This window comes from Pseudorhodoferax aquiterrae, from assembly GCF_014652235.1.
Lineage (GTDB): Bacteria > Pseudomonadota > Gammaproteobacteria > Burkholderiales > Burkholderiaceae_C > Pseudorhodoferax > Pseudorhodoferax aquiterrae.
In genome coordinates, this window is record NZ_BMYK01000005.1 from 19,011 (window position 1) to 37,390 (window position 18,380).

General features: G+C 69.0%; 22 protein-coding genes. 9 read left to right on the top strand and 13 right to left on the bottom strand.

Annotated features, from left to right (window positions below):
* Positions 1-307 precede the first annotated feature (307 nt).
* Positions 308-766, bottom strand: a complete 459-nt coding sequence (locus IE209_RS10395) for a low molecular weight protein-tyrosine-phosphatase (RefSeq protein WP_189686895.1) — start codon at positions 764-766, stop codon at positions 308-310.
* Positions 767-958: 192 nt separating this feature from the next.
* Here IE209_RS10395 and IE209_RS10400 point away from each other — a divergent pair, with 192 nt between their 5' ends.
* Together IE209_RS10400 and IE209_RS10405 are read left to right on the top strand one after the other, a co-directional pair.
* Positions 959-1,606, top strand: a complete 648-nt coding sequence (locus IE209_RS10400) for a DUF47 domain-containing protein (protein WP_145546217.1) — start codon at positions 959-961, stop codon at positions 1,604-1,606.
* Between the two features lie 15 nt (positions 1,607-1,621).
* On the top strand, positions 1,622-2,632 hold the full coding sequence (locus tag IE209_RS10405; RefSeq protein ID WP_189686896.1) for an inorganic phosphate transporter: 1,011 nt from the start codon (positions 1,622-1,624) through the stop codon (positions 2,630-2,632).
* A gap of 63 nt (positions 2,633-2,695) precedes the next feature.
* Here IE209_RS10405 and IE209_RS10410 read toward each other — a convergent pair whose 3' ends face one another.
* Together IE209_RS10410 and IE209_RS10415 are read right to left on the bottom strand one after the other, a co-directional pair.
* The gene (locus IE209_RS10410) at positions 2,696-3,145 is read right to left on the bottom strand and encodes a hypothetical protein (RefSeq protein WP_189686897.1); all 450 of its coding nucleotides are present in this window, start codon (positions 3,143-3,145) and stop codon (positions 2,696-2,698) included.
* A gap of 4 nt (positions 3,146-3,149) precedes the next feature.
* A complete protein-coding gene (locus IE209_RS10415) occupies positions 3,150-3,671 on the bottom strand; it encodes a GNAT family N-acetyltransferase (protein WP_189686898.1) in 522 nt (173 codons plus the stop codon).
* A gap of 146 nt (positions 3,672-3,817) precedes the next feature.
* On the opposite strand from IE209_RS10415, the gene rpsP reads away from it, so the two are divergent.
* The 7 genes from rpsP (at position 3,818) to hisC (ending at position 8,826) form a co-directional block, all read left to right on the top strand.
* Entirely contained in the window at positions 3,818-4,090 is a 273-nt protein-coding gene (gene rpsP / locus IE209_RS10420) for a 30S ribosomal protein S16 (protein WP_056900038.1), read from the top strand.
* 16 nt (positions 4,091-4,106) lie between these two features.
* Complete coding sequence (rimM, locus tag IE209_RS10425; protein ID WP_189687140.1) at positions 4,107-4,676, top strand: ribosome maturation factor RimM; 570 nt, start codon at positions 4,107-4,109, stop codon at positions 4,674-4,676.
* 17 nt (positions 4,677-4,693) lie between these two features.
* Positions 4,694-5,452, top strand: a complete 759-nt coding sequence (gene trmD / locus IE209_RS10430) for a tRNA (guanosine(37)-N1)-methyltransferase TrmD (RefSeq protein WP_189686899.1) — start codon at positions 4,694-4,696, stop codon at positions 5,450-5,452.
* 113 nt (positions 5,453-5,565) lie between these two features.
* Entirely contained in the window at positions 5,566-5,952 is a 387-nt protein-coding gene (gene rplS / locus IE209_RS10435) for a 50S ribosomal protein L19 (RefSeq protein ID WP_145546222.1), read from the top strand.
* A gap of 76 nt (positions 5,953-6,028) precedes the next feature.
* Positions 6,029-6,730 carry a CoA pyrophosphatase gene (locus IE209_RS10440; RefSeq protein ID WP_229882800.1) on the top strand — a complete coding sequence of 234 codons (702 nt, stop codon included), beginning with the start codon at positions 6,029-6,031 and terminating at the stop codon, positions 6,728-6,730.
* A gap of 33 nt (positions 6,731-6,763) precedes the next feature.
* Positions 6,764-7,753, top strand: a complete 990-nt coding sequence (locus tag IE209_RS10445; RefSeq protein ID WP_189686900.1) for a CobD/CbiB family protein — start codon at positions 6,764-6,766, stop codon at positions 7,751-7,753.
* The gene (hisC, locus tag IE209_RS10450; RefSeq protein WP_189686901.1) at positions 7,750-8,826 is read left to right on the top strand and encodes a histidinol-phosphate transaminase; all 1,077 of its coding nucleotides are present in this window, start codon (positions 7,750-7,752) and stop codon (positions 8,824-8,826) included. The genes IE209_RS10445 and hisC overlap by 4 nt, the downstream gene beginning before the upstream one ends.
* A 24-nt stretch (positions 8,827-8,850) precedes the next feature.
* On the opposite strand, the gene IE209_RS10455 is transcribed toward hisC, so the two are convergent.
* The 10 genes from IE209_RS10455 to IE209_RS10500 all read right to left on the bottom strand — a co-directional run bounded on the left by IE209_RS10455 (position 8,851) and on the right by IE209_RS10500 (position 18,377).
* Positions 8,851-10,401: a PepSY-associated TM helix domain-containing protein gene (locus IE209_RS10455; RefSeq protein WP_189686902.1), complete on the bottom strand. Its 1,551-nt coding sequence runs from the start codon at positions 10,399-10,401 to the stop codon at positions 8,851-8,853.
* On the bottom strand, positions 10,398-10,682 hold the full coding sequence (locus IE209_RS10460) for a hypothetical protein (protein ID WP_189686903.1): 285 nt from the start codon (positions 10,680-10,682) through the stop codon (positions 10,398-10,400). Before IE209_RS10460 ends, IE209_RS10455 begins: the two co-directional genes overlap by 4 nt.
* Positions 10,682-13,147 carry a TonB-dependent receptor gene (locus IE209_RS10465; RefSeq protein WP_189686904.1) on the bottom strand — a complete coding sequence of 822 codons (2,466 nt, stop codon included), beginning with the start codon at positions 13,145-13,147 and terminating at the stop codon, positions 10,682-10,684. Before IE209_RS10465 ends, IE209_RS10460 begins: the two co-directional genes overlap by 1 nt.
* A 79-nt stretch (positions 13,148-13,226) precedes the next feature.
* On the bottom strand, positions 13,227-14,231 hold the full coding sequence (locus IE209_RS10470; protein WP_189686905.1) for a FecR family protein: 1,005 nt from the start codon (positions 14,229-14,231) through the stop codon (positions 13,227-13,229).
* Positions 14,224-14,739 carry a sigma-70 family RNA polymerase sigma factor gene (locus tag IE209_RS10475; protein WP_189686906.1) on the bottom strand — a complete coding sequence of 172 codons (516 nt, stop codon included), beginning with the start codon at positions 14,737-14,739 and terminating at the stop codon, positions 14,224-14,226. Before IE209_RS10475 ends, IE209_RS10470 begins: the two co-directional genes overlap by 8 nt.
* 127 nt (positions 14,740-14,866) lie before the next feature.
* Positions 14,867-15,700 carry an S-formylglutathione hydrolase gene (gene fghA / locus IE209_RS10480; protein WP_189686907.1) on the bottom strand — a complete coding sequence of 278 codons (834 nt, stop codon included), beginning with the start codon at positions 15,698-15,700 and terminating at the stop codon, positions 14,867-14,869.
* Entirely contained in the window at positions 15,700-16,809 is a 1,110-nt protein-coding gene (locus IE209_RS10485; RefSeq protein ID WP_189686908.1) for an S-(hydroxymethyl)glutathione dehydrogenase/class III alcohol dehydrogenase, read from the bottom strand. The genes fghA and IE209_RS10485 overlap by 1 nt, the downstream gene beginning before the upstream one ends.
* A 22-nt stretch (positions 16,810-16,831) precedes the next feature.
* On the bottom strand, positions 16,832-17,107 hold the full coding sequence (gene frmR, locus IE209_RS10490; protein WP_189686909.1) for a formaldehyde-responsive transcriptional repressor FrmR: 276 nt from the start codon (positions 17,105-17,107) through the stop codon (positions 16,832-16,834).
* Between the two features lie 32 nt (positions 17,108-17,139).
* Positions 17,140-18,078: a ribosome small subunit-dependent GTPase A gene (gene rsgA, locus IE209_RS10495; protein ID WP_189687142.1), complete on the bottom strand. Its 939-nt coding sequence runs from the start codon at positions 18,076-18,078 to the stop codon at positions 17,140-17,142.
* Positions 18,045-18,377: a 4a-hydroxytetrahydrobiopterin dehydratase gene (locus tag IE209_RS10500; RefSeq protein ID WP_189686910.1), complete on the bottom strand. Its 333-nt coding sequence runs from the start codon at positions 18,375-18,377 to the stop codon at positions 18,045-18,047. The genes rsgA and IE209_RS10500 overlap by 34 nt, the downstream gene beginning before the upstream one ends.
* Between the last annotated feature and the right edge of the window lie 3 nt (positions 18,378-18,380).

Here is an 18,380-nt window from a genome sequence, read left to right on the forward strand (position 1 = left end):
TGTCCCCGGCCTTGTTCTCTGCATTAGCCAGTTTGATGCCCGTCCATGTCGGCCTGATGGCATCCTGTTCGTCGGCCAAATTGTCATGTTGACGGCATCTCTCCAGGTCAACGCACCCAGTCGGTGCCTGGTGTTCAGACCGCCGATGTTCGGGAAATTCTGCGTCGACAGATTGTCGATGCCGGTGCTCGGCAGGCAGGGATGTTAGCGGCACTCGGCAGCAGAGCAACTTTCAAGCCATCAGGAAATGTAACAGTGTCCTGCCCGTCGGCGGGGCGCGGCGCATCCGGCAAAACCCCGGTCGGGGTCAACGACGGATGCGCTCTCGCCATGACAGCACGGCCTGCTCGACCAGCTTGTGCGTCTCCTGGTAGACCGATTCGTGCTTGAGGTAGGGGTCGGCGATGGCAGTGCCGAGCCAATGTCCGAGCAAGCGCGCCTTGGCCGGTGCTTCGGGGTCCAGCTGGGCCAGGTGGCGGACATGGCCTTGTTCCATCACCAGGATCAGGTCGGCCCACCAGAGCAGGGTGCGGTTGATTTGCTGGGCGCGGTGCCGTTCCAGTTCCTGCAAGAGCCGGGGCTGCTGGCGCGCGACGTACAGCACAGTCTCGTCAGCCGGCTTGCCGACCAGCGCGCGTGTTCCAGCGGATTGCACCTGCGCCGACTCCGCGTGCCCATCCGCTTGCAACTGCAGACGCAGCAGCGCTTCGGCCAGCGGGCTGCGGCAGACGTTGCCGGTGCATACGACAAGAATGCGTTCGTACATGGAGTGCTGCGCGGAAGAAGGGCGAGGTGGCCGATCGTGCCAGAAAGTCCGGCACAACCCGGCCAGTGGGGACGCGTTCCGGGGTGTCAGGCGCGCGTCGCGCTTTGTGGGCTGGCGCCCCGGAACGCGCAGTTACACTCCGCCCCGTTCACCGAAACGTCATCTTTTTGACACACCCCCCAGGATCTGCGCATGCTGTTCGGCAAGCTGATGCCACGCGATGGCAACTTTTTCGAGATGTTCAACCAGCATGCAGACCGCATCGTGGAGGCCGCGCGCGCCTTCTCGCAGCTGGTGGCCAACTACCACGACGCGCATCTGCGTGAGCAATACAACCGCGACGTGGACAACGCCGAGCGTGCCGCCGACCGCGTGACGCAGGAAGTCAACCGCACGCTGCACAAGACCTTCATCACGCCGATCGACCGCGAGCAGATCCACTCGCTGATCAACTCCATGGACGACGTGGCCGACCTGCTGCAGGACGCGGCCGAAACCATGGCGCTGTACGACGTGCGCAGCATGACGGAGGAGATTCGCCGCCTGACCGAGCTGTGCATGAAGTGCTGCGAGCGCGTGAAGGACGCGGTCAAGCTGCTGTCCAACATCGGCGACCCGGCGACTGCCGAAGCCGCGCTCAAGACCTGCGAGGAGATCGACCGGCTGGAGTCCGACGCCGACCGCGTGATGCGTTCGGCCATGAGCAAGCTGTTCCGCGAGGAGCCCGACGTGCGCGAGCTCATCAAGCTCAAGGCCATCTACGAGCTGCTGGAGACGGTCACCGACAAGTGCGAGGACGTGGCCAACCTGATCGAGGGCATCGTCCTCGAGAACTCCTGAGCCGGGCAGCGCGCGATGGCTTCTGTGCAGGTGGCCCTGTGGGTCGTGGTGCTGCTGGTCACCCTGGCCCTGGTGTTCGACTTCATGAATGGCTTCCACGACGCCGCCAACTCGATCGCCACCGTGGTGTCGACCGGCGTGCTCAAGCCCGGGCAGGCCGTGGTGTTCGCGGCGTTCTTCAACTTCATCGCGATCTTCGTGTTCCACCTGAGCGTGGCCGCGACGGTGGGCAAGGGCATTGCGGAGCCGGGCGTGGTGGATGTGCACGTGGTCTTCGGTGCGCTGATCGGCGCGATCTCGTGGAACCTGATCACCTGGTACTACGGCATCCCGAGCAGTTCCTCGCACGCACTGATCGGCGGCATCGTGGGCGCCGTGATGGCCAAGACCGGGGCCTCGGGCCTGGTCGGCAGCGGCATCGCCAAGACGGTGGCTTTCATCTTCGTGTCTCCGCTGCTGGGGTTCGCGCTGGGCTCGCTGATGCTGGTGATCGTGGCCTGGATCTTCCGGCGCGCCACGCCTTCGCGTGTGGACCGCTGGTTCCGCCGCCTGCAACTGGTCTCGGCCGGCGCCTACAGCCTGGGCCATGGGGGCAACGATGCGCAGAAGACCATCGGCATCATCTGGCTGCTGCTGATCGCCACGGGCTACGCATCGGCCGGCGACGCCTCGCCGCCGACCTGGACCATCATCAGCTGCTATGTGGCGATCGCCGCCGGCACCATGTTCGGCGGCTGGCGCATCGTCAAGACCATGGGCCAGAAGATCACCAAGCTCAAGCCGGTGGGCGGCTTTTGTGCCGAGACGGGCGGGGCGCTGACATTGTTCATGGCCACGGTGCTGGGTGTGCCGGTGTCGACCACGCACACCATCACGGGTGCCATCGTCGGTGTGGGCTCCACACGGCGTGCCAGCGCGGTGCGCTGGGGCGTGGCGGGCAACATCGTCTGGGCCTGGATCTTCACGATCCCGGCCAGCGCCTTCGTGGCGGCGATCGCCTACTGGATCAGCTTCAAGGTGTTCTGAGGACTGGGGCACCTTCGCGCTGCGCGCCGCGGTGCCGAGCCTCTTGGGGCGGCCCGGCGCGACTCACTGCGAAATTTTGCGCGCCTCTTCGATCTGGTATTCGAAGTAGCGCTGGAAGCTGAACGCCAGGCTGGCCATCAGCACGCCCGTGCCCAGCAGCAGCGCGGCGGCCACGCCGATCACGGTGAGCCAGTTGGTGCTGCCGGCCGGCGCTTCGGCTGTGGCGTCGAATGCGGCGTTCCACTTCTCGGGCGAACGCAGGCCGTAGACGATGGCCGCCAGTGCGCTGGCCGCGATCGACACCCCCAGCAAGGGAATCAGCACCCAGCTCAGGTGGTCGTCCTGGCCGAGCTGCTGCACGCGTTCGACGCCATACAGGCCCAGCGCCGTGGGTAGCGGGTAGAGCCAACCCCACAGGTCGCCCAGGCCGCGCAGATAGAAGCGGTGCAGGCCGAGCGGGCCGCCCAGCAGTGCCAGCCAGGTGGCGATGGTCTTGTTCTTGGGGCTGGACATCGCTTCAGACCGGCGGCTGGCTGTCACCGGCGCCCAGGGACTTTTCCATGAGCACGATGTCGAGCCAGCGCTCGAACTTCCAGCCACAGGAGCGGATCACGCCCACCTGCTCGAAGCCCAGCGCGCGGTGCACGCCGATGGAGCCGGCGTTGGCGGAGTCGCCGATCACGGCGATGAGCTTGCGCACGCCGCGCGCCTGCGCTTGCTCGGCCAGCGCCGTCAGCAGCTGGCGCCCCAGGCCGCGGCCGGCGGCATCGGGGGCCAGGTAGATCGAGTCCTCGGCCGAGAAGCGGTAGGCCGGGCGCGGCTTGAACCAGTTGCAGTAGGCAAAGCCCAGCACGCGACCGTCTTCTTCGGCCACGAGATAGGGCAGGCCCTTGGCCAGGACGTCGGCACGCCGTGCGGCCATGTCCTGCGGCGATGGCGGATCGATCTCGAAGGTGCCGGTGCCGTGCAGCACATGGTGGGTGTAGATGGCGGCAATGGCCGGGACGTCGGACTCAAGGCTGGGGCGGATGCTTGGCATGAAACGGATGCGGGCTATAATCGCGGGCTTTTCAGCGTGTCGCTGGCCGGGTGGCCACAGCGCGTGTCTCAGCGCTGAATCTGAAAAATCGAATCTGGCCCATCCGGTGCTATCTAGCCGGCGGGCCGACCCCCTGAGGATAAATCATGGTTGTCATCCGGCTTTCTCGCGGCGGTGCCAAGGCCCGTCCCTTCTTCAACATCGTCGTTGCCGACAAGCGCGTCCGCCGTGACGGCCGCTTCATCGAGCGCATCGGTTTCTACAACCCGACCGCCAAGGCCAACGAAGAGAGCATCCGCATTGCCCAGGACCGCCTGAGCTACTGGCGCAGCGTCGGCGCCCAGGCTTCGCCGACGGTCGAGCGTCTGGTGGCCCAGGCCGCTGCCGCCCCGGCTGCTGCTCCCGCAGCCGCTGCCTGAGTTGGCAGGCCTGCTGATGCTGCAGGCACTCGATCCGGCACCCCTGCCGGACGATGCGGTCGAAGTGGCCCGCGTCGCCGGTGGTTGGGGTGTCAAGGGCTGGCTCAAGCTCCAGCCCCACAGCGCCCAACCCGAGGCGCTTTTTTCTTCCAAGCGCTGGTATCTGCAGGCGTCCGAACGCGGCCCCAAGGCCTTCGACGGCACGCTGCTGCTCAAGGTGCGTGAAGCGCGCGAGCATTCCGGCGGCGTCGTGGCCCAGGTGCAGGACATTGCGGACAAGGATGCGGCCGACGCGCTCAAGGGCGCGCGCGTGTTCGTCTCGCGCTCCAGCTTCCCGACCGCGCAGGCGGACGAGTACTACTGGGTCGACCTGATCGGCCTGGACGTGGTCAACCGCGAGGGCGTGGCCCTGGGCCAGGTGCGCGAGTTGCTGTCCACCGGCCCGCAGACCGTGCTGGTGCTGGAGCAGCCCGGCGCCGAGGGCGGCAAGCCCGTCGAGCGCATGGTTCCCTTTGTCGCGGCCTATGTCGACAAGGTCGATCTGCCCGGCCGCTGCATTACGGTGGACTGGCAGCCCGACTACTGAACAGGGCTGCTGAGGCCATGCGCTTCGACGTCGTCACGCTGTTTCCCGAACTGTTCGCGCCCTTTCTGGCCAGCGGCGTGACGCGGCGTGCGTATGCATCAGGCCAGGTCGATGTGCGGCTGTGGAATCCGCGCGACCAGGCCGAGGGCAACTACAAGCGCGTGGACGACAAGGCCTTCGGCGGTGGCCCTGGCATGGTCATGCTGGCCGAGCCGCTCGCGCGCTGCCTCGATGCGATCCTGGCCGAGCGCGGCGCCGGCACGCCGGTCGTGCTCTTCGCGCCTGTGGGTGCGCCGCTCAACCACACGGCCGTGGCCGGCTGGGCCGAGGGCGAGGGCGCGGTGCTGCTGTGCGGCCGCTACGAAGGCATCGACCAGCGCCTGGTCGACCGCTACGTGACCCACAGCATCAGCCTGGGCGATTTCGTGCTGTCGGGCGGCGAGATCGCCGCGCTGGCCCTGCTCGATGCCGTGGCGCGGCTTCAGCCCGGCGTGCTCAACGATGCCGAGAGCCACCAGTTCGACAGCTTCCATCCGGCCCTGGACGGACTGCTGGACTGCCCGCACTACACCCGACCCGAGGAATGGCGCGGCGCCTCGGTGCCCGAGGTGCTGCTGTCGGGCCACCACGGCCGCATTGCGCGCTGGCGGCGCGACATGCAGCTGCGTCTGACGGCCGAGCGCCGGCCCGATCTGCTGGCCGCCGCACGTGCAGCAGGGCGATTGAGCGCGGCGGATGAAGCGGTGCTGGCGCAAACCGCATCCGCCACGCTATAATCACGGGCTTTTCGGATCCTCTGTCCGCTGCCTTTTGCAATGTCGCAAGGGGCTCCGTCCCGGCCTTCGTGCTGCGCGACACCCGAGCGTGAGCAAGATCCTGTGGAAGAACCATGAACCTCATCCAGATCCTCGAGCAGGAAGAAATCGCCCGTCTGGGCAAGAACATCCCCGAATTCGCGCCCGGCGACACGGTGGTCGTCAGCGTCAACGTCGTTGAAGGCACGCGCAAGCGCGTCCAGGCCTACGAAGGCGTGGTCATCGCCAAGCGCAACCGTGGCCTGAACAGCGGCTTCACCGTGCGCAAGATCTCCAGCGGCGAAGGCGTGGAACGTACGTTCCAGACCTACAGCCCGCTGATCGCCGGCATCGAAGTCAAGCGCCGTGGCGATGTGCGCCGTGCCAAGCTGTACTACCTGCGCGATCGCAGCGGCAAGTCGGCCCGCATCAAGGAAAAGCTGGTGCTCAAGGCCCCCAAGGCCGCTGCCGCAGCCGAGTAATCCGCACGGCCCTTCGGTCCGTCAAGCCGCCACCTGCTTCGCGCGTGGCGGCTTTTTGCTTTTTGGGTCCCCGCCTGTGTCCGATCTGCCGCTGACGCCGCTGTCCAAGATTCCCAATTTCGATCCGCGCCACGCCCCGTCGCTCGGCACCGATGCGCACCTGCCTGCAGTGCCGCTCGCGCGCCTGGGCGCCGAGGCCCTGCGCGAGCGCTTTCGCTCGCCGCCGGTCTGGGAGCCCGAGGTGCGGGCCGAGCCGCGTTTCACCGACCGCTCGCCGGCCCGGGCGGCCGTGTTGGTGCCGGTGGTGCTGCGTACCGCTGGGCCCACGGTGCTGCTGACCGAGCGTTCGCTGCAACTGGCCAACCATTCGGGCCAGGTCGCCTTCCCGGGCGGGCGCATCGATGCCAACGACGCCGATGCCAACGCCGCCGCGCTGCGCGAGGCCCAGGAGGAGGTCGGGCTGGACCGCTCCCATGTCGAGCTCATCGGTGCGCTGTCCAATTACGTGACGGGGACGGCCTTCGTCGTGACCCCGGTGGTCGGCCTGGTGCGCCCAGGGTTCGCGCTTGCATTGAACGCCGGCGAAGTGGCGGCGGCCTTCGAGGTGCCGCTGGCCTTCTTGATGGATCCGGCCAACCACCACCGCCACATGCTGGAGTGGCAGGGGGTGCGGCGCGAGTGGTTCTCCATGCCGTTCCGCGATGGCCAGGCCGAGCGCTTCATCTGGGGCGCGACGGCCGGCATGCTGCGCAACCTGTACCGCTTCCTGTCGGCCTGAGGCCGTGCGCCCGTCGCCTATGATGGCCGCCCCATGAGCTTCTTCGCCATCTTCTGTGCGCTGCTGCTCGAGCAGGTGCGGCCGCTGGCCCGTGACAACGCCATCCACGGCTGGTTGCGTGCCTGGGTGCGCTGGAGCAGCGACAACTTCGACGCCGGCAAGTCCTTGCACGGCTGGACCAGCTGGGCGCTGGCCGTGCTGCTGCCCACCGTGGTGGCGCTGGCCGTGTACTGGATGCTGGCGCAGGGGATCGGCTGGCCCGCGGCCGTGCTGTGGAACGTGGTGGTGCTGTACGGCACGCTGGGCTTTCGGCAGTTCAGCCACCATTTCACCGAGATCCGCAATGCACTCGAGGCGGGCGACGAACTGCAGGCGCGTGAGCACCTCGCGGCCTGGCAGCGCGTGGACGCGAGCGAGTTGCCGCGCCGCGAGATCGTGCGCCATGTGATCGAGTACTCGGTGCTGGCGGCGCACCGCCATGTGTTCGGCGTGCTGGCCTGGTTCGCGGTGCTGGCGGCGCTGGGCCTGGGTCCTGCCGGTGCTGTCTTCTACCGCATGGCGGAGTTCGTCTCGCGGTATTGGCGCTACCGGGCTAATCCGCAGAACCAGCCCGCCAGCGCGGCCTTGCAGCAGGTTGCCGGTGTGGCCTGGACCGTGGTCGACTGGCTGCCCGCACGTGCCACGGCGCTGGGTTTTGCCATCGTCGGCAGCTTCGAGGACGCGATCGACAGCTGGCGGCACCATTCCCAGCAGTTTCCCAGCGACAACGACGGCGTGATCCTGGCTGCCACCTCGGGGGCCGTGAACGTGCGCCTGGGCGGCGAGGCGCTCAAGGCCAAGCCGGTGGGCAACGCCTTGCAGCCCTTCGAAGCGGGCCTGCAGCCGCCCCAGGATTCGGCGTCCACGCCGGGCCGCGAGCCCGAGCTTGCGCACCTGCGCAGCGTGGTCGGGCTGGTCTGGCGCACGGTGGTGCTGTGCCTGGGCCTGCTGGCCCTGCTGACCTTGGCGCGCCTGCTGGGATGAGCTTCACGAGCCCCCACCTGGCTGGGTTGGCGCCCTACACGCCTGGGGAGCAGCCAGCCATCGAAGGCCTGGTCAAGCTCAACACCAACGAGAACCCGTACCCGCCCTCGCCGCGCGTGCTGGCGGCGATCGAAGGCGCGGCACGCACCGGCCTGCAGCTGTACCCGGACCCGGAATCGTGCGCGCTGCGCAAGGTGATCGCGCGCCACCATGGGGTGGACCCCGACCGGGTGTTCGTGGGCAACGGCTCGGACGAGGTGCTGGCGCTGGTCTTCGACGCCTTCTTCCGCCACGCCGGCCAGCCGCTGTTGCTGCCCGACGTGAGCTACAGCTTCTACCAGTCGGTCTGCCGCTGGCTCGGCGTGGCCGTGCGCCAGGTGCCGCTGGACGAGGGCCTGCGCGTGGACCTGGCGGCCTTCGAGGCCACGCGCGGCGAGGCGGTGGCCGGCATGGTCATCGCCAACCCGAACGCACCCACCGGCATCGCGCTGCCGCTGAATGCGCTGGCGCGACTGGCACGGGTGCATCCACAGCGCGTGCTGCTGGTCGACGAAGCCTATGTGGATTTCGGCGCCGAGTCGGCCACCGCGCTGGTGGCGCGGCATCCGAACGTGCTCGTGGTGCAGACCCTGTCCAAGTCGCGCGCGCTGGCCGGACTGCGCGTGGGCTGGGCCATCGGCCAGGCGCCGCTGGTGGACGCGCTAACACGCGTGAAGAACAGCTTCAATGCCTACCCGCTGGACCGGCTGGCCCAGGCCGGTGCCATCGCCGCCTTTGAAGACCAGGCGTACTTCGAACGCCAGCGCGACGCCGTGGTGCACTGCCGCGAAGGCCTGCTGCTGCAGCTGGAAGACCTGGGCTTCTCGGTGCTGCCCTCGCAGACCAACTTCGTGTTCGCGCGCCACCCTGCGCACGACGCCGCGCAACTGGCGGCGGCGCTGCGTGCGCGCAAGGTATTGGTGCGCCACTTCGCGCAGCCGCGCATCGACCAGTACCTGCGCATCAGCGTGGGCACGCCTGGGCAGTGTGGCCAGTTGGTCGATGCGCTCGTGCACATTCTTCAGGCCGGTTGAAACTCCGGATGGCCCCCGGCGGGCTCAGCGCAGGCGTGCAGGGCTCTCTTGTCGGGGGTGTGCTGCAGCGTGCGTGCTCAGCAGGCGCGCTGCGGTGCTGCCGGCCGCAGCCAGCGCCAGCAACAGCCCGTCGACCAGCCACACGGCAGCAGGCGTCTGCCCGGCCTGGCTCCCGTAGGCACCGGTCGTCAAGGCATTGAGGACCACGCAGGCACCGGCCATCCAGGCGATCGCCAGCGCCTGCCGGCGCCAGGCCCGCGCCGGGGCCGCCAGCGCATGGAGCAGGCAGGCGGCCCAGGACACGAAGAAGATGGCCACCTCGCATGCCGCGCGGTCCGAACCGCGCGCAAGGCCGCTGCCGTCGGCCGGCAGCAGCCGGTTGGCCAGCAGGAACGCGAGCGTGGCCACGATGAGGCCCGTGGTGCCGGCGACCGCGGCGGCCTGCGCCAGCCCGTGCCGCGGCGCCCCGCCTTTGGCCTGGCGCACCGCGAGCCAGTGCACCAGCCCCGTCGCGATCAGCACGCAGCCGCACAGGCCCAGCACGAAGTACAGCGCACGCAGCAGCCCGTGCTGGAACTGCACGAAGTGCATGCCCGAGATGAAGCGCTGCACGCCCATGGCCGGCGCGGCCTCGAAGCGGTGCAGCAGCTGGCCCGTGCCGGCGTCGAAGAACAGCTGGTCCAGGTTCATCGTGACCTCACGGGCGTAGGAGCGCCGCAGTTCCACGGTGGCCTGCCGGTCGCCAGGATTCCAGACGCGCACGAAGTACGGTTCCGCGCCGGGTCCCCACACCAGCCGGGCCTGCGCCACCATGGCGTCCAGTCCAGCGATCGGGGCGTTGCCGGGGCCGGCGCGCGGGCGCTGGAAGCGTCCGTAGCCCTCGGCCTGCACCTGGGCCTTGGCCTGCGGGCCACCGTAGACCCCGACATGGGCCTGCGGAAAGTACAGGGACCAGAAGATCACCAGGCCCGACAGCGTGATGGCGAAGTGAAAGGGCAGGGCGGCCACGCCGCTCAGGTTGTGCAGGTCCAGGCTGCTGCGCGGCAGGCGCTTGTGCGGCCGGAACGTGAAGAAGTCCGCCAGCAGCTTGCGGTGCACCACCACGCCGCTTGCCAGCAGCACCAGCATGCCCATGGCGGCTAGGCCGACCAGCCATTTGCCCAGGTCGTTCCAGTCCAGGTGCAGGCCGTAGTGGAACGGGAAGATGAAGCCGCTGGCGCCCAGCGTGCCCGGGTCCGGCAGCACGCGCAACTGCACGGGATCGACCAGCACCTGACCGCGCGCCCCGTCGCGCGCCTGCCAGGACAGACGCAGCACGGGTGTGCGCGGCGTGGCCCAGTCGATGCGCCACTGGCGTGCGCCAGCTGGCACCAGCGACCGCACCAGGGGTTGCAGCGCGTCCAGCGGCGGCGCGGTGGGCGGTGGCGGCAGCCGCGTTGCGGGCATCATCCAGCGGTCGAGTTCGCGGTCGATCACGCTCAGCGTGCCCATCCAGAACACGGCGAACAGCAGTGCGCCCAACAGCAAGCCGGCCCAGCTGTGCACGGGCGTCAAGCGCGCGCGCCAGGCCTTCATGGGGCGAGCAGGCGCTGCAAGCCGTGCAGCAGCACGCCAGCACCGCCGAGCCCGCCGCACAGCGGCAGCAGGCGCGGGCAGGCCAGGGCCCAGAGCAAGAGGGCCAGGTAGGCCACGAAGCCCAGCATGGCCGCCGTGACCACCGCGTCGGAGGGCTGGAGCAGGCCGCGCGCCAGCAGGCTCGCGCCCAGCGTGACGGCCAGGCTCACCACGGCGTAGCCCCCGGCCACGGCCACGGCCGTGCGCAGCACGGCATGCGCGACGAGGGCAGGGCTGGTCATCAGAAGTCGATGGCGTAGCCCAGCGTCAGCGTGCGGCCGCGGCCGGCGAAATAGCGCAGCGGTTCGACCAGCGCGCTCTGCGAGTAGTAGGTGATGTAGTCGCGGTTGAACAGGTTGGCCACGGCTAGGCGCACCGTGCCGCGCGGCAGCTTGTACTGCAGGCTGGCATCGGCCAGCGTGTAGCCCGCAAAGTGCTTGGCCGGGTCGTCGAAACTGCGCGAGAAGGCGTGCTGCAGTTGCACGAAGCTGCTCAGCCGCTCGTTCCAGCGCGCCGTCCAGCTCGCGACCACGCGGTCGGGCGCGACGTTCAGGCCGTCGAGCCGCGCGTCCAGCTGGCCGTCGGCATTGCTGTCGTAGCGGCCCTTGCTGCGCGAATAGCTGGCGCGGAGCTTGTGCGCGTGGCCCACACGGTAGGCCAGGCTGGTCTCGATGCCGTCGATCTGGTTCTTCTCGCGCGCCAGCATGAAGGCCTCGTTCACGCGCACCACGCGCGTGCCGTAGTCCGAGGCCGAGCGGTACCAGCTGGCTTCGGCCTCCCAGGGCCCCTGGCGCCAGCGTGTGCCGAGCTCCACGCTCTTGGTCACGATGGGGCTCAGGCTCTGCATGTCGTCCACGTTTTGGCCGACGGTGTTGATGGAGCGCAGCACGCGGCCCACGTCCGGCATGCCGAAGCCTTCGGAGTAATTGGCGTACAGGTTCCAGCCCTTGACCGGCTCGAACACGATGCCGGCGTTGTAGAGCGTCTCGTCGAAGTCGAGCGTTCCGCCCTGGACCGCCACGCGGTTGTAGGCCGCCAGCGTGGTGTAGCTGTCGATGCGCAGGTCGGCGTATTCCTTGCGCACGCCGGCGTGCAGCGTGACCCGGTCCAGCGGCTTGAATTCACCCTGCAGGAACAGCGAGACGTTGCGGTACTCCGACTCGGGCACGTAGGTGCGGCCGGTGCCGTAGAGATCCTGCTTGCCCTTGTCCACCAGCGTGTCGAAGCCGCCGGTCAGCTTGAGGCGCTGGTCCAGCAGATCGGCCTTGCTCAACGTGAACTTGCTGCCGATCTTGGACGACACGGCGCGCGACTGGTCGTACAGCGTGCCGGCAGGCGCGATCGACGGGTCCTGGAAGGTGGCCGAGCGGTCGGCGCCGAACAGGCCTTCGAACTTCTGGCTGAACAGCACGGCCGACAGTTCCATGCCCGCCAGGTTGTAGTGCTGGTAGCCGATGCTGGAGGTCCAGACATCGTTGTGCGGCGGTGTGCCGGGCGGCGTGCTTTCCACCGAGGTGGTCGGGATGCCAAGCGTGCGGTTGCCGGCCACGGCCGTGTAGTGGGCCTTGGAGGCGATGCGGTAGCGGTTGACCGAGAACTGCAGGCGCTGGTCGTCGTCGAGCCAGTAGCCCAGCTTGCCAAGCAGGTCGTAGGCGCGCGAGTCCATCAGGTCGCCCTGGGTGGTGTCTGCGCCGATCGAACGGCCCTCGGCGTCGCGCCACAGGCCTTGGTCTTCGGCTGCCACGGAGAACAGATAGTCCAGCCTGTCCTTGCGCCCGCTACCGCTGTAAGTGGTCTTGTAGCCCATGCCTTCGGCGTTGACATGCTCGGTCGGCAGCGTGGTCTGCACCTCGAAGTGCTGCTGGAACGTGCCGTTCTCGGGCCGCTTGGTGATGATGTTGATGGTGCCGCCCGTCGCGCCCAGGCCGTTGATGGCATTGGCGCCCTGCACCACCTCCACGCGTTCGACCATGGAGAAGTCGATAGTGTGGGCCTCGCGGCCGGTCGGGCGGATCGGGTTGGACTGCGGCACGCCGTCGATCAGGATCAGCGGCGTGCGCCCGCGCAGGGTCTCGCCGCTGCCGTTCATCTTGCCCCGGCTCGGCGTGTAGGAAGGAATCAGGTTGGCCAGCACGTCCGAGGAGTTGGTGGACAGCGCCATCTGTTGCGCGATCTCCTCGCGGTCGATGATGCGCACGGTCTGCGGCGACTTGTCGGCCTCGATGTTGGAACGCGAGGCCGAGACCACGACGGTCTCCAGCGCCTGGGTCGACGCTGGCGCGGCGTCCGCGGGCTGCGCGGCGCTGCTGTCCGGCGCAGCGACCGCCGCCGGCGCTGCCGGGGGCGCAGCGGGCGTCGGCGCCGGTGGTGTCACCGCGCCGGGGCGCGCGGCCGGCGCCAGGAAGTAGCCGGCGTCCGAGCGCTGCATCGCGAAGCCGGAGCCGCGCAGCAATTGCGCAAAGCCGCTCTCGACGCTGTGGCTGCCCTGCAGGCCCTGGGTGCGCAGGCCGGCGATGCGGCTGGCGTCCAGCGCCAGCGACACGCCGGCCTGCTGCGCGAAGCGGTTCAGGGCCGGGGCCAGTGGGCCGGCTGGGATGTCGTAGGCCTGCAGCGGAGCGCTGGGGCCGGGCTGGGCTTGCACGCCGGGCGTGACGATGGCAAGAGTGATTGCCAGGGCGAGGGGGCAAAGGCGCTGGATGTCGCGCATGGGGGAGAGTCCTGTGGCTGGTTGCTTCATCCCCTTGACGGACGGCGCCGCCAAACCGGAACCGAGCCGCGAAAAAATTTCAGGAGGAGGGCGCCAGGTCGACCCAGACCCAGCGTGAGGCCAGCGAGCGCACGCGCAGTTGCGGGAAGCTCTTTTGCAGCAGCGCCAGGGCGCGGTCGGTGTCGTCCAGTGGCAGTACGCCGCTCATGCGCAGGCCGGCCAGGGCCCCGCGGTCGAAGCGCAGCATGCCGCTGTGGTGCCGCGCCAGCTGGTCCAGAACCGCGTCGAGGGGCTGTTCCTCGGCCACGAGCTGGTGGCGCTGCCAACCCAGTTCGACGCTGCGCGGGTCCATGGGCTCGACCGCGTCCAGTCTCCCGGCGCGCAAGGTCACGCGCTGGCCAGCGCGAAGCTCGACTTCGGCATCGGCCTCGGCGGGCCGCACGGCGACGCGTGACTCCAGCATTTCTACGCGCACGCCATCGGGGCCGCGCGTGACCGTGAAGCGCGTGCCCAGCGCGCGCACGCTGCCCAGGGACGTCTGCACGAGGAAGGGCCGTGTCGCGTCATGGGCCACCTGCACGAGGATGCTGCCGCGCAGCAACTCCACCGTCCGGGTGTGGGCGTCGAAGTGCCAGCGGATCGCGCCCGCGCCGCTGATCGTGAGCTGCGAGCCGTCTTGCAGCACCTGGTGGGTCCACTGCCGTTCGCTGCCACGCAGGTCCGCGCGCTCGGCGGCGAAGGTCTGGCCGGGCCAGGTCTCCACGAACCTCGAGGCGGGCAGGGCCAGCACGGCGGCCAGCACCAGCGCGCCGGCCAGCCGGGCCGTGCGCCGACGGCGCGCTCGGCGCGGGGCGTCCAGCGCAGCGCGAACCGCCTGGCCCGTGCCGGGGCTGTCGTCGCGCACGGCCTGCACTTGGCCGAGGAACGCCTCGATGCGCTCGGCGGCTTCGGCATGCCGCGGGTCTTGCGCCTTCCAGACCGCGAAGCCCTGTTGCGCGCGCACACGTTCGGCCGCGTCGCCGCTGCCCAGTCGCACGATCCAGTCGGCCGCCTGGGCGGCGATGGTGGCGTCGCGTTCAGGCATCCGCCGCCTGGTGGCAGCACACCAGGGCCTGGACCAGGTACTTGTGGACCATGCGGCTCGAGACGCCCAGGACCGCCGCGATCTCGCCGTGCGGCGCACCTTCGAGGTAGTGCATGAGGAAGGCCCGGCGGGCCTTGTCCGAGAGGTCTTGTAGCGCCGCCTCGATGCGGACCAGGGCCTGCACGGTCTGTGCCACCTGCTCGGCCGAGGGGCCGCCTTCCCGCGGTGCGACGGCGGCCAGCGCTTGCAGATAGGCGGATTCGATCTGCTGGCGGCGCGCCTCGTCGATCAGCAGCCGCTTGGCCGTGGTCACGAGGTAGGCGCGCGGCTCCTGCACCGTGCTGAACAGGCCCGGGCTGCCCAGCAGCCGCACGAAGGTGTCGTGCGCGACGTCGGCGGCCTGGTGGCTGCAGCCCAGCTTGCGCCGCAGCCAGGCGAACAGCCAGCCGTGGTGCGCGCTGTACAGCGCATGGGCATGCTGCTGCAGTGTCGGTTCCAAAGCAGCCATGGCGCTTGCCTTCTTGCCAGCCGGACGGAAAGTGTGAGGTTGAGAATTATTCTCAGTTTAACGCAAGGAGCGTGGCTGGCCGGCGCTGTGGGCACGCCGCCGTGCCGGGCGGGTGCCTCACGGCGGTTCAGCGGCGCAGTGCCTGCGCGTGGTGGGCGACGTGCTCGCCCAGGAAGCTCGCGATGAAGTAGTAGCTGTGGTCGTAGCCCGGTTGCAGCCGCAGCGTGAGCGGATGGCCGGCGGCATCGCAGGCCGCTCGTAGCCGCTCGGGCTGCAACTGGTCGGCCAGGAACTCGTCGGCATCGCCCTGGTCGATCAGCAGTGGCAGGCGTTCCTGTGCATTCTTGACCAGTTCGACGGCGTCCCAGTCGGCCCAGGCGCTGCGGTCCTCGCCGAGGTAGGCCGTCAGCACCTTCTGGCCCCAGGACACTTGCGAGGGGGCGACGATGGGCGAGAACGCCGACACGCTCTGGTAGCGACCCGGGTGGCGCAGGGCCGTGACCAGCGCGCCGTGGCCGCCCATCGAGTGGCCGAAGATGCCGCGCGCCGCGCCGGCCGGGAAATGGTGCTCGACCAAGGCCGGCAGCTCGTCGGCCACGTAGTCCTGCATGCGGAAGTGCGGCGCCCAGGGCGCCTGCGTGGCGTTGAGGTAGAAGCCGGCGCCCTGGCCCAGGTCGTAGGCCGGGTCGTTGGCGACAGCCTCGCCGCGTGGGCTGGTGTCGGGTGCCACGACGATGAGGCCGTGGCGTGCGGCATGTTCCTGCGCGCCGGCCTTGGTGATGAAGTTCTGCTCGGTGCAGGTCAGGCCCGAGAGCCAGTACAGCACCGGGCATTTCTCTCCCTGCAGCGCAGCCGGCGGCAAGTAGACACCGAACTTCATCTCGCAGCCCAGCGCCGCGGACGCGTGCTTCCAGACTTCCTGGCGGCCGCCGAAGCTGGCGTGGCTCTCGACGCGCTCCATCAGTAGTGCACCACCGAGCGGATCGACTTGCCTTCGTGCATGAGGTCGAAGGCTTCGTTGATGCCCGTGAGCGGCATGGTGTGCGTGACGAAGGGGGCGAGCTGGATGTCGCCCTTCATCGCATCCTCGACCATGCCCGGCAGCTGGCTGCGGCCCTTGACGCCGCCGAAGGCCGTGCCCATCCACTTGCGCCCCGTGACCAGCTGGAACGGCCGCGTGGAGATCTCCTGGCCCGCGCCGGCCACGCCGATGATGACGGACTGGCCCCAGCCGCGGTGCGCGCATTCGAGTGCGGCACGCATCACGTTGGTGTTGCCGATGCACTCGAAGGAATGGTCCACGCCCCAGCCCGTCATCTCCACGATGACCTGCTGAATCGGCTTGTCGAAATCCTTGGGGTTCACGCAGTCGGTGGCGCCGAAGGTCTTGGCCAGGTCGAACTTGGAGGGGTTGGTGTCGATCGCGATGATGCGGCCAGCCTTGGCCTTCTTCGCGCCCTGCACGACCGCCAGGCCGATGCCGCCCAGGCCGAAGACGGCGACCGTGTCGCCCTCTTGCACCTTGGCGGTGTTCCAGACCGCGCCCAGGCCGGTCGTGACGCCGCAGCCCAGCAGGCAGACCTGCTCGGGATTGGCGTCGGGGTTGATCTTGGCCAGCGAAACCTCGGCGACGACCGTGTACTCGCTGAAGGTGGAGCAGCCCATGTAGTGGTAGATGGGCTGGCCGTTGTAGCTGAAGCGGGTGGTGCCGTCGGGCATCACACCCTTGCCCTGCGTGGCGCGCACGGACACGCACAGGTTGGTCTTGCCGCTCTTGCAGAACAGGCATTCGCCGCACTCGGCCGTGTACAGCGGAATCACGTGGTCGCCCGGCTTCACGCTGGTCACACCTTCGCCGACCTCGACCACGATGCCCGCGCCTTCGTGGCCCAGCACGGCGGGAAACAAGCCTTCGGGGTCGTCCCCTGAGAGCGTGAAGGCGTCCGTGTGGCACACACCGGTGTGCGTGATCCTGACCAGCACCTCGCCCTTTTGCGGCGGGGCGACGTCGATCTCGACGATCTGCAGCGGTTCTCCGGCCTTGAAGGCGACGGCGGCGCGGGATTTCATGGATGGTTCTCCTGGATGGGGGTTAGCGGAGGTAGGTGCGGACCAGCGCAGTCATGTCCTGCACGCGCTGGGCATGGCGGTCGTCGCCTGGGGCGGGCGCGCCGAACTCCTCGCGGATGTGCGATTCCAGCACTTCGGCCATGAGGCCGTTGACGGCGCCGCGGATGGCGGCCAGTTGTTGCAGCACGGGGCCGCAGTCGGCGCCGTTTTCGAGCGCGCGCTCGAGCGCATCGGCCTGGCCGCGGATGCGGCGCACGCGCAGCAGGGCCTTCTTCTTCTCGGCAGGGGAGTGCGGCATGGTGGCGCACTATACCCCAGGGGAGTATGGGCTCAGTAGCGTGGGGCCTGGCTCAACTCGGCGAACAGGTCGGCGTAGATCGCATGGCGGCGTGGCGCAATGGGGCTGTCCTCGCCCACGGCGGCCAGCACGGCGCAGCCGGGCTCGTGCAGATGCGTGCAGTTGTAGAAGCGGCACTGGTCTGCATGGGCTGCGATGTCGGGCATCAGCGCGGCGAGCTGGCGCGGCGCGATCTGGTGCAGGCCGAATTCCTGAAAGCCTGGTGAGTCGATCACGGCCGTGCTGCGCGTCGCGTCGGTCCAGTACCAGGTGGTGCTGGTCGTGGTGTGCTTGCCCGACTTGAGCGCGTACGAGATCTCCTGCGTCAGCACGGCCGCGCCGGGGACCAGCTGGTTGATCAGCGTGCTCTTGCCGGCGCCCGAGGGGCCCAGCACCAGCGTCGCTTTGCCTTGCAGCAGCGGCGCCAGTTCGGCGGCGCCCTCGGTGCGCAGACTGGCGGTGTGCACGGCATAGCCCATCGCGCGGTAGGGCGCCAGGCGCTGCCAGGCGCGCGCGAAGGGCTCGGCCAGGTCGCGCTTGTTGAGCACGACCAGCGGCACGATGCGTTCGGCCTCGGCCGCGATCAGCACGCGCGCGAGTTGCTGCTCCGACGGCTCGGGCTCGGCCGCGATCAGCACCAGCACCTGGTCGATGTTGGCCGCGAAGGACTTGGTGCGGATCTCGTCCTGCCGGTACAGCAGGTTGCGACGCGGTTCGACGGCCTCGATGCTGCCCTCGTCGCCCTGGCCTGGCGGCGGCGCCAGCCAGCGCACGCGGTCGCCGACCACGGCCTGGCTCTTCTTGCCGCGCGGATGGCAGATGCGCCGGCTGCCGTCGTCGGCCTCGACCAGGCAGTGCCGGCCGTGTGCGGCGACGACCAGGCCGGTGGGCAAGGCGCTCAAGTCAGCAGCGCGTCGAAACGCGTGGCACAGTCGAAATCGGTCTCGGAGAGTCCGCGCACGTCGTGCGTGTTGAGCGCCACCACGCAGTGGTCGTAACGCACCAGCAGTTCGGGGTGGTGGTCCTGCACATGGGCGACGAAGGCCACGGCGTTCACGAAGGCCATGGTCTCGTGGTAATTGGCGAAACGGTAGGTCTTCTCGATGGCCACGTTCTCGCCATCGCCGCGCAAGGTCCAGCCCTGCAGCTGGGCGAGCCGGGTCACGATGTCGGTGGGCTTGAGCGCGCGGCGCGGCGTGGTGGCCCAGTCCTTCTTTGGCAAGGTGCTCATGCG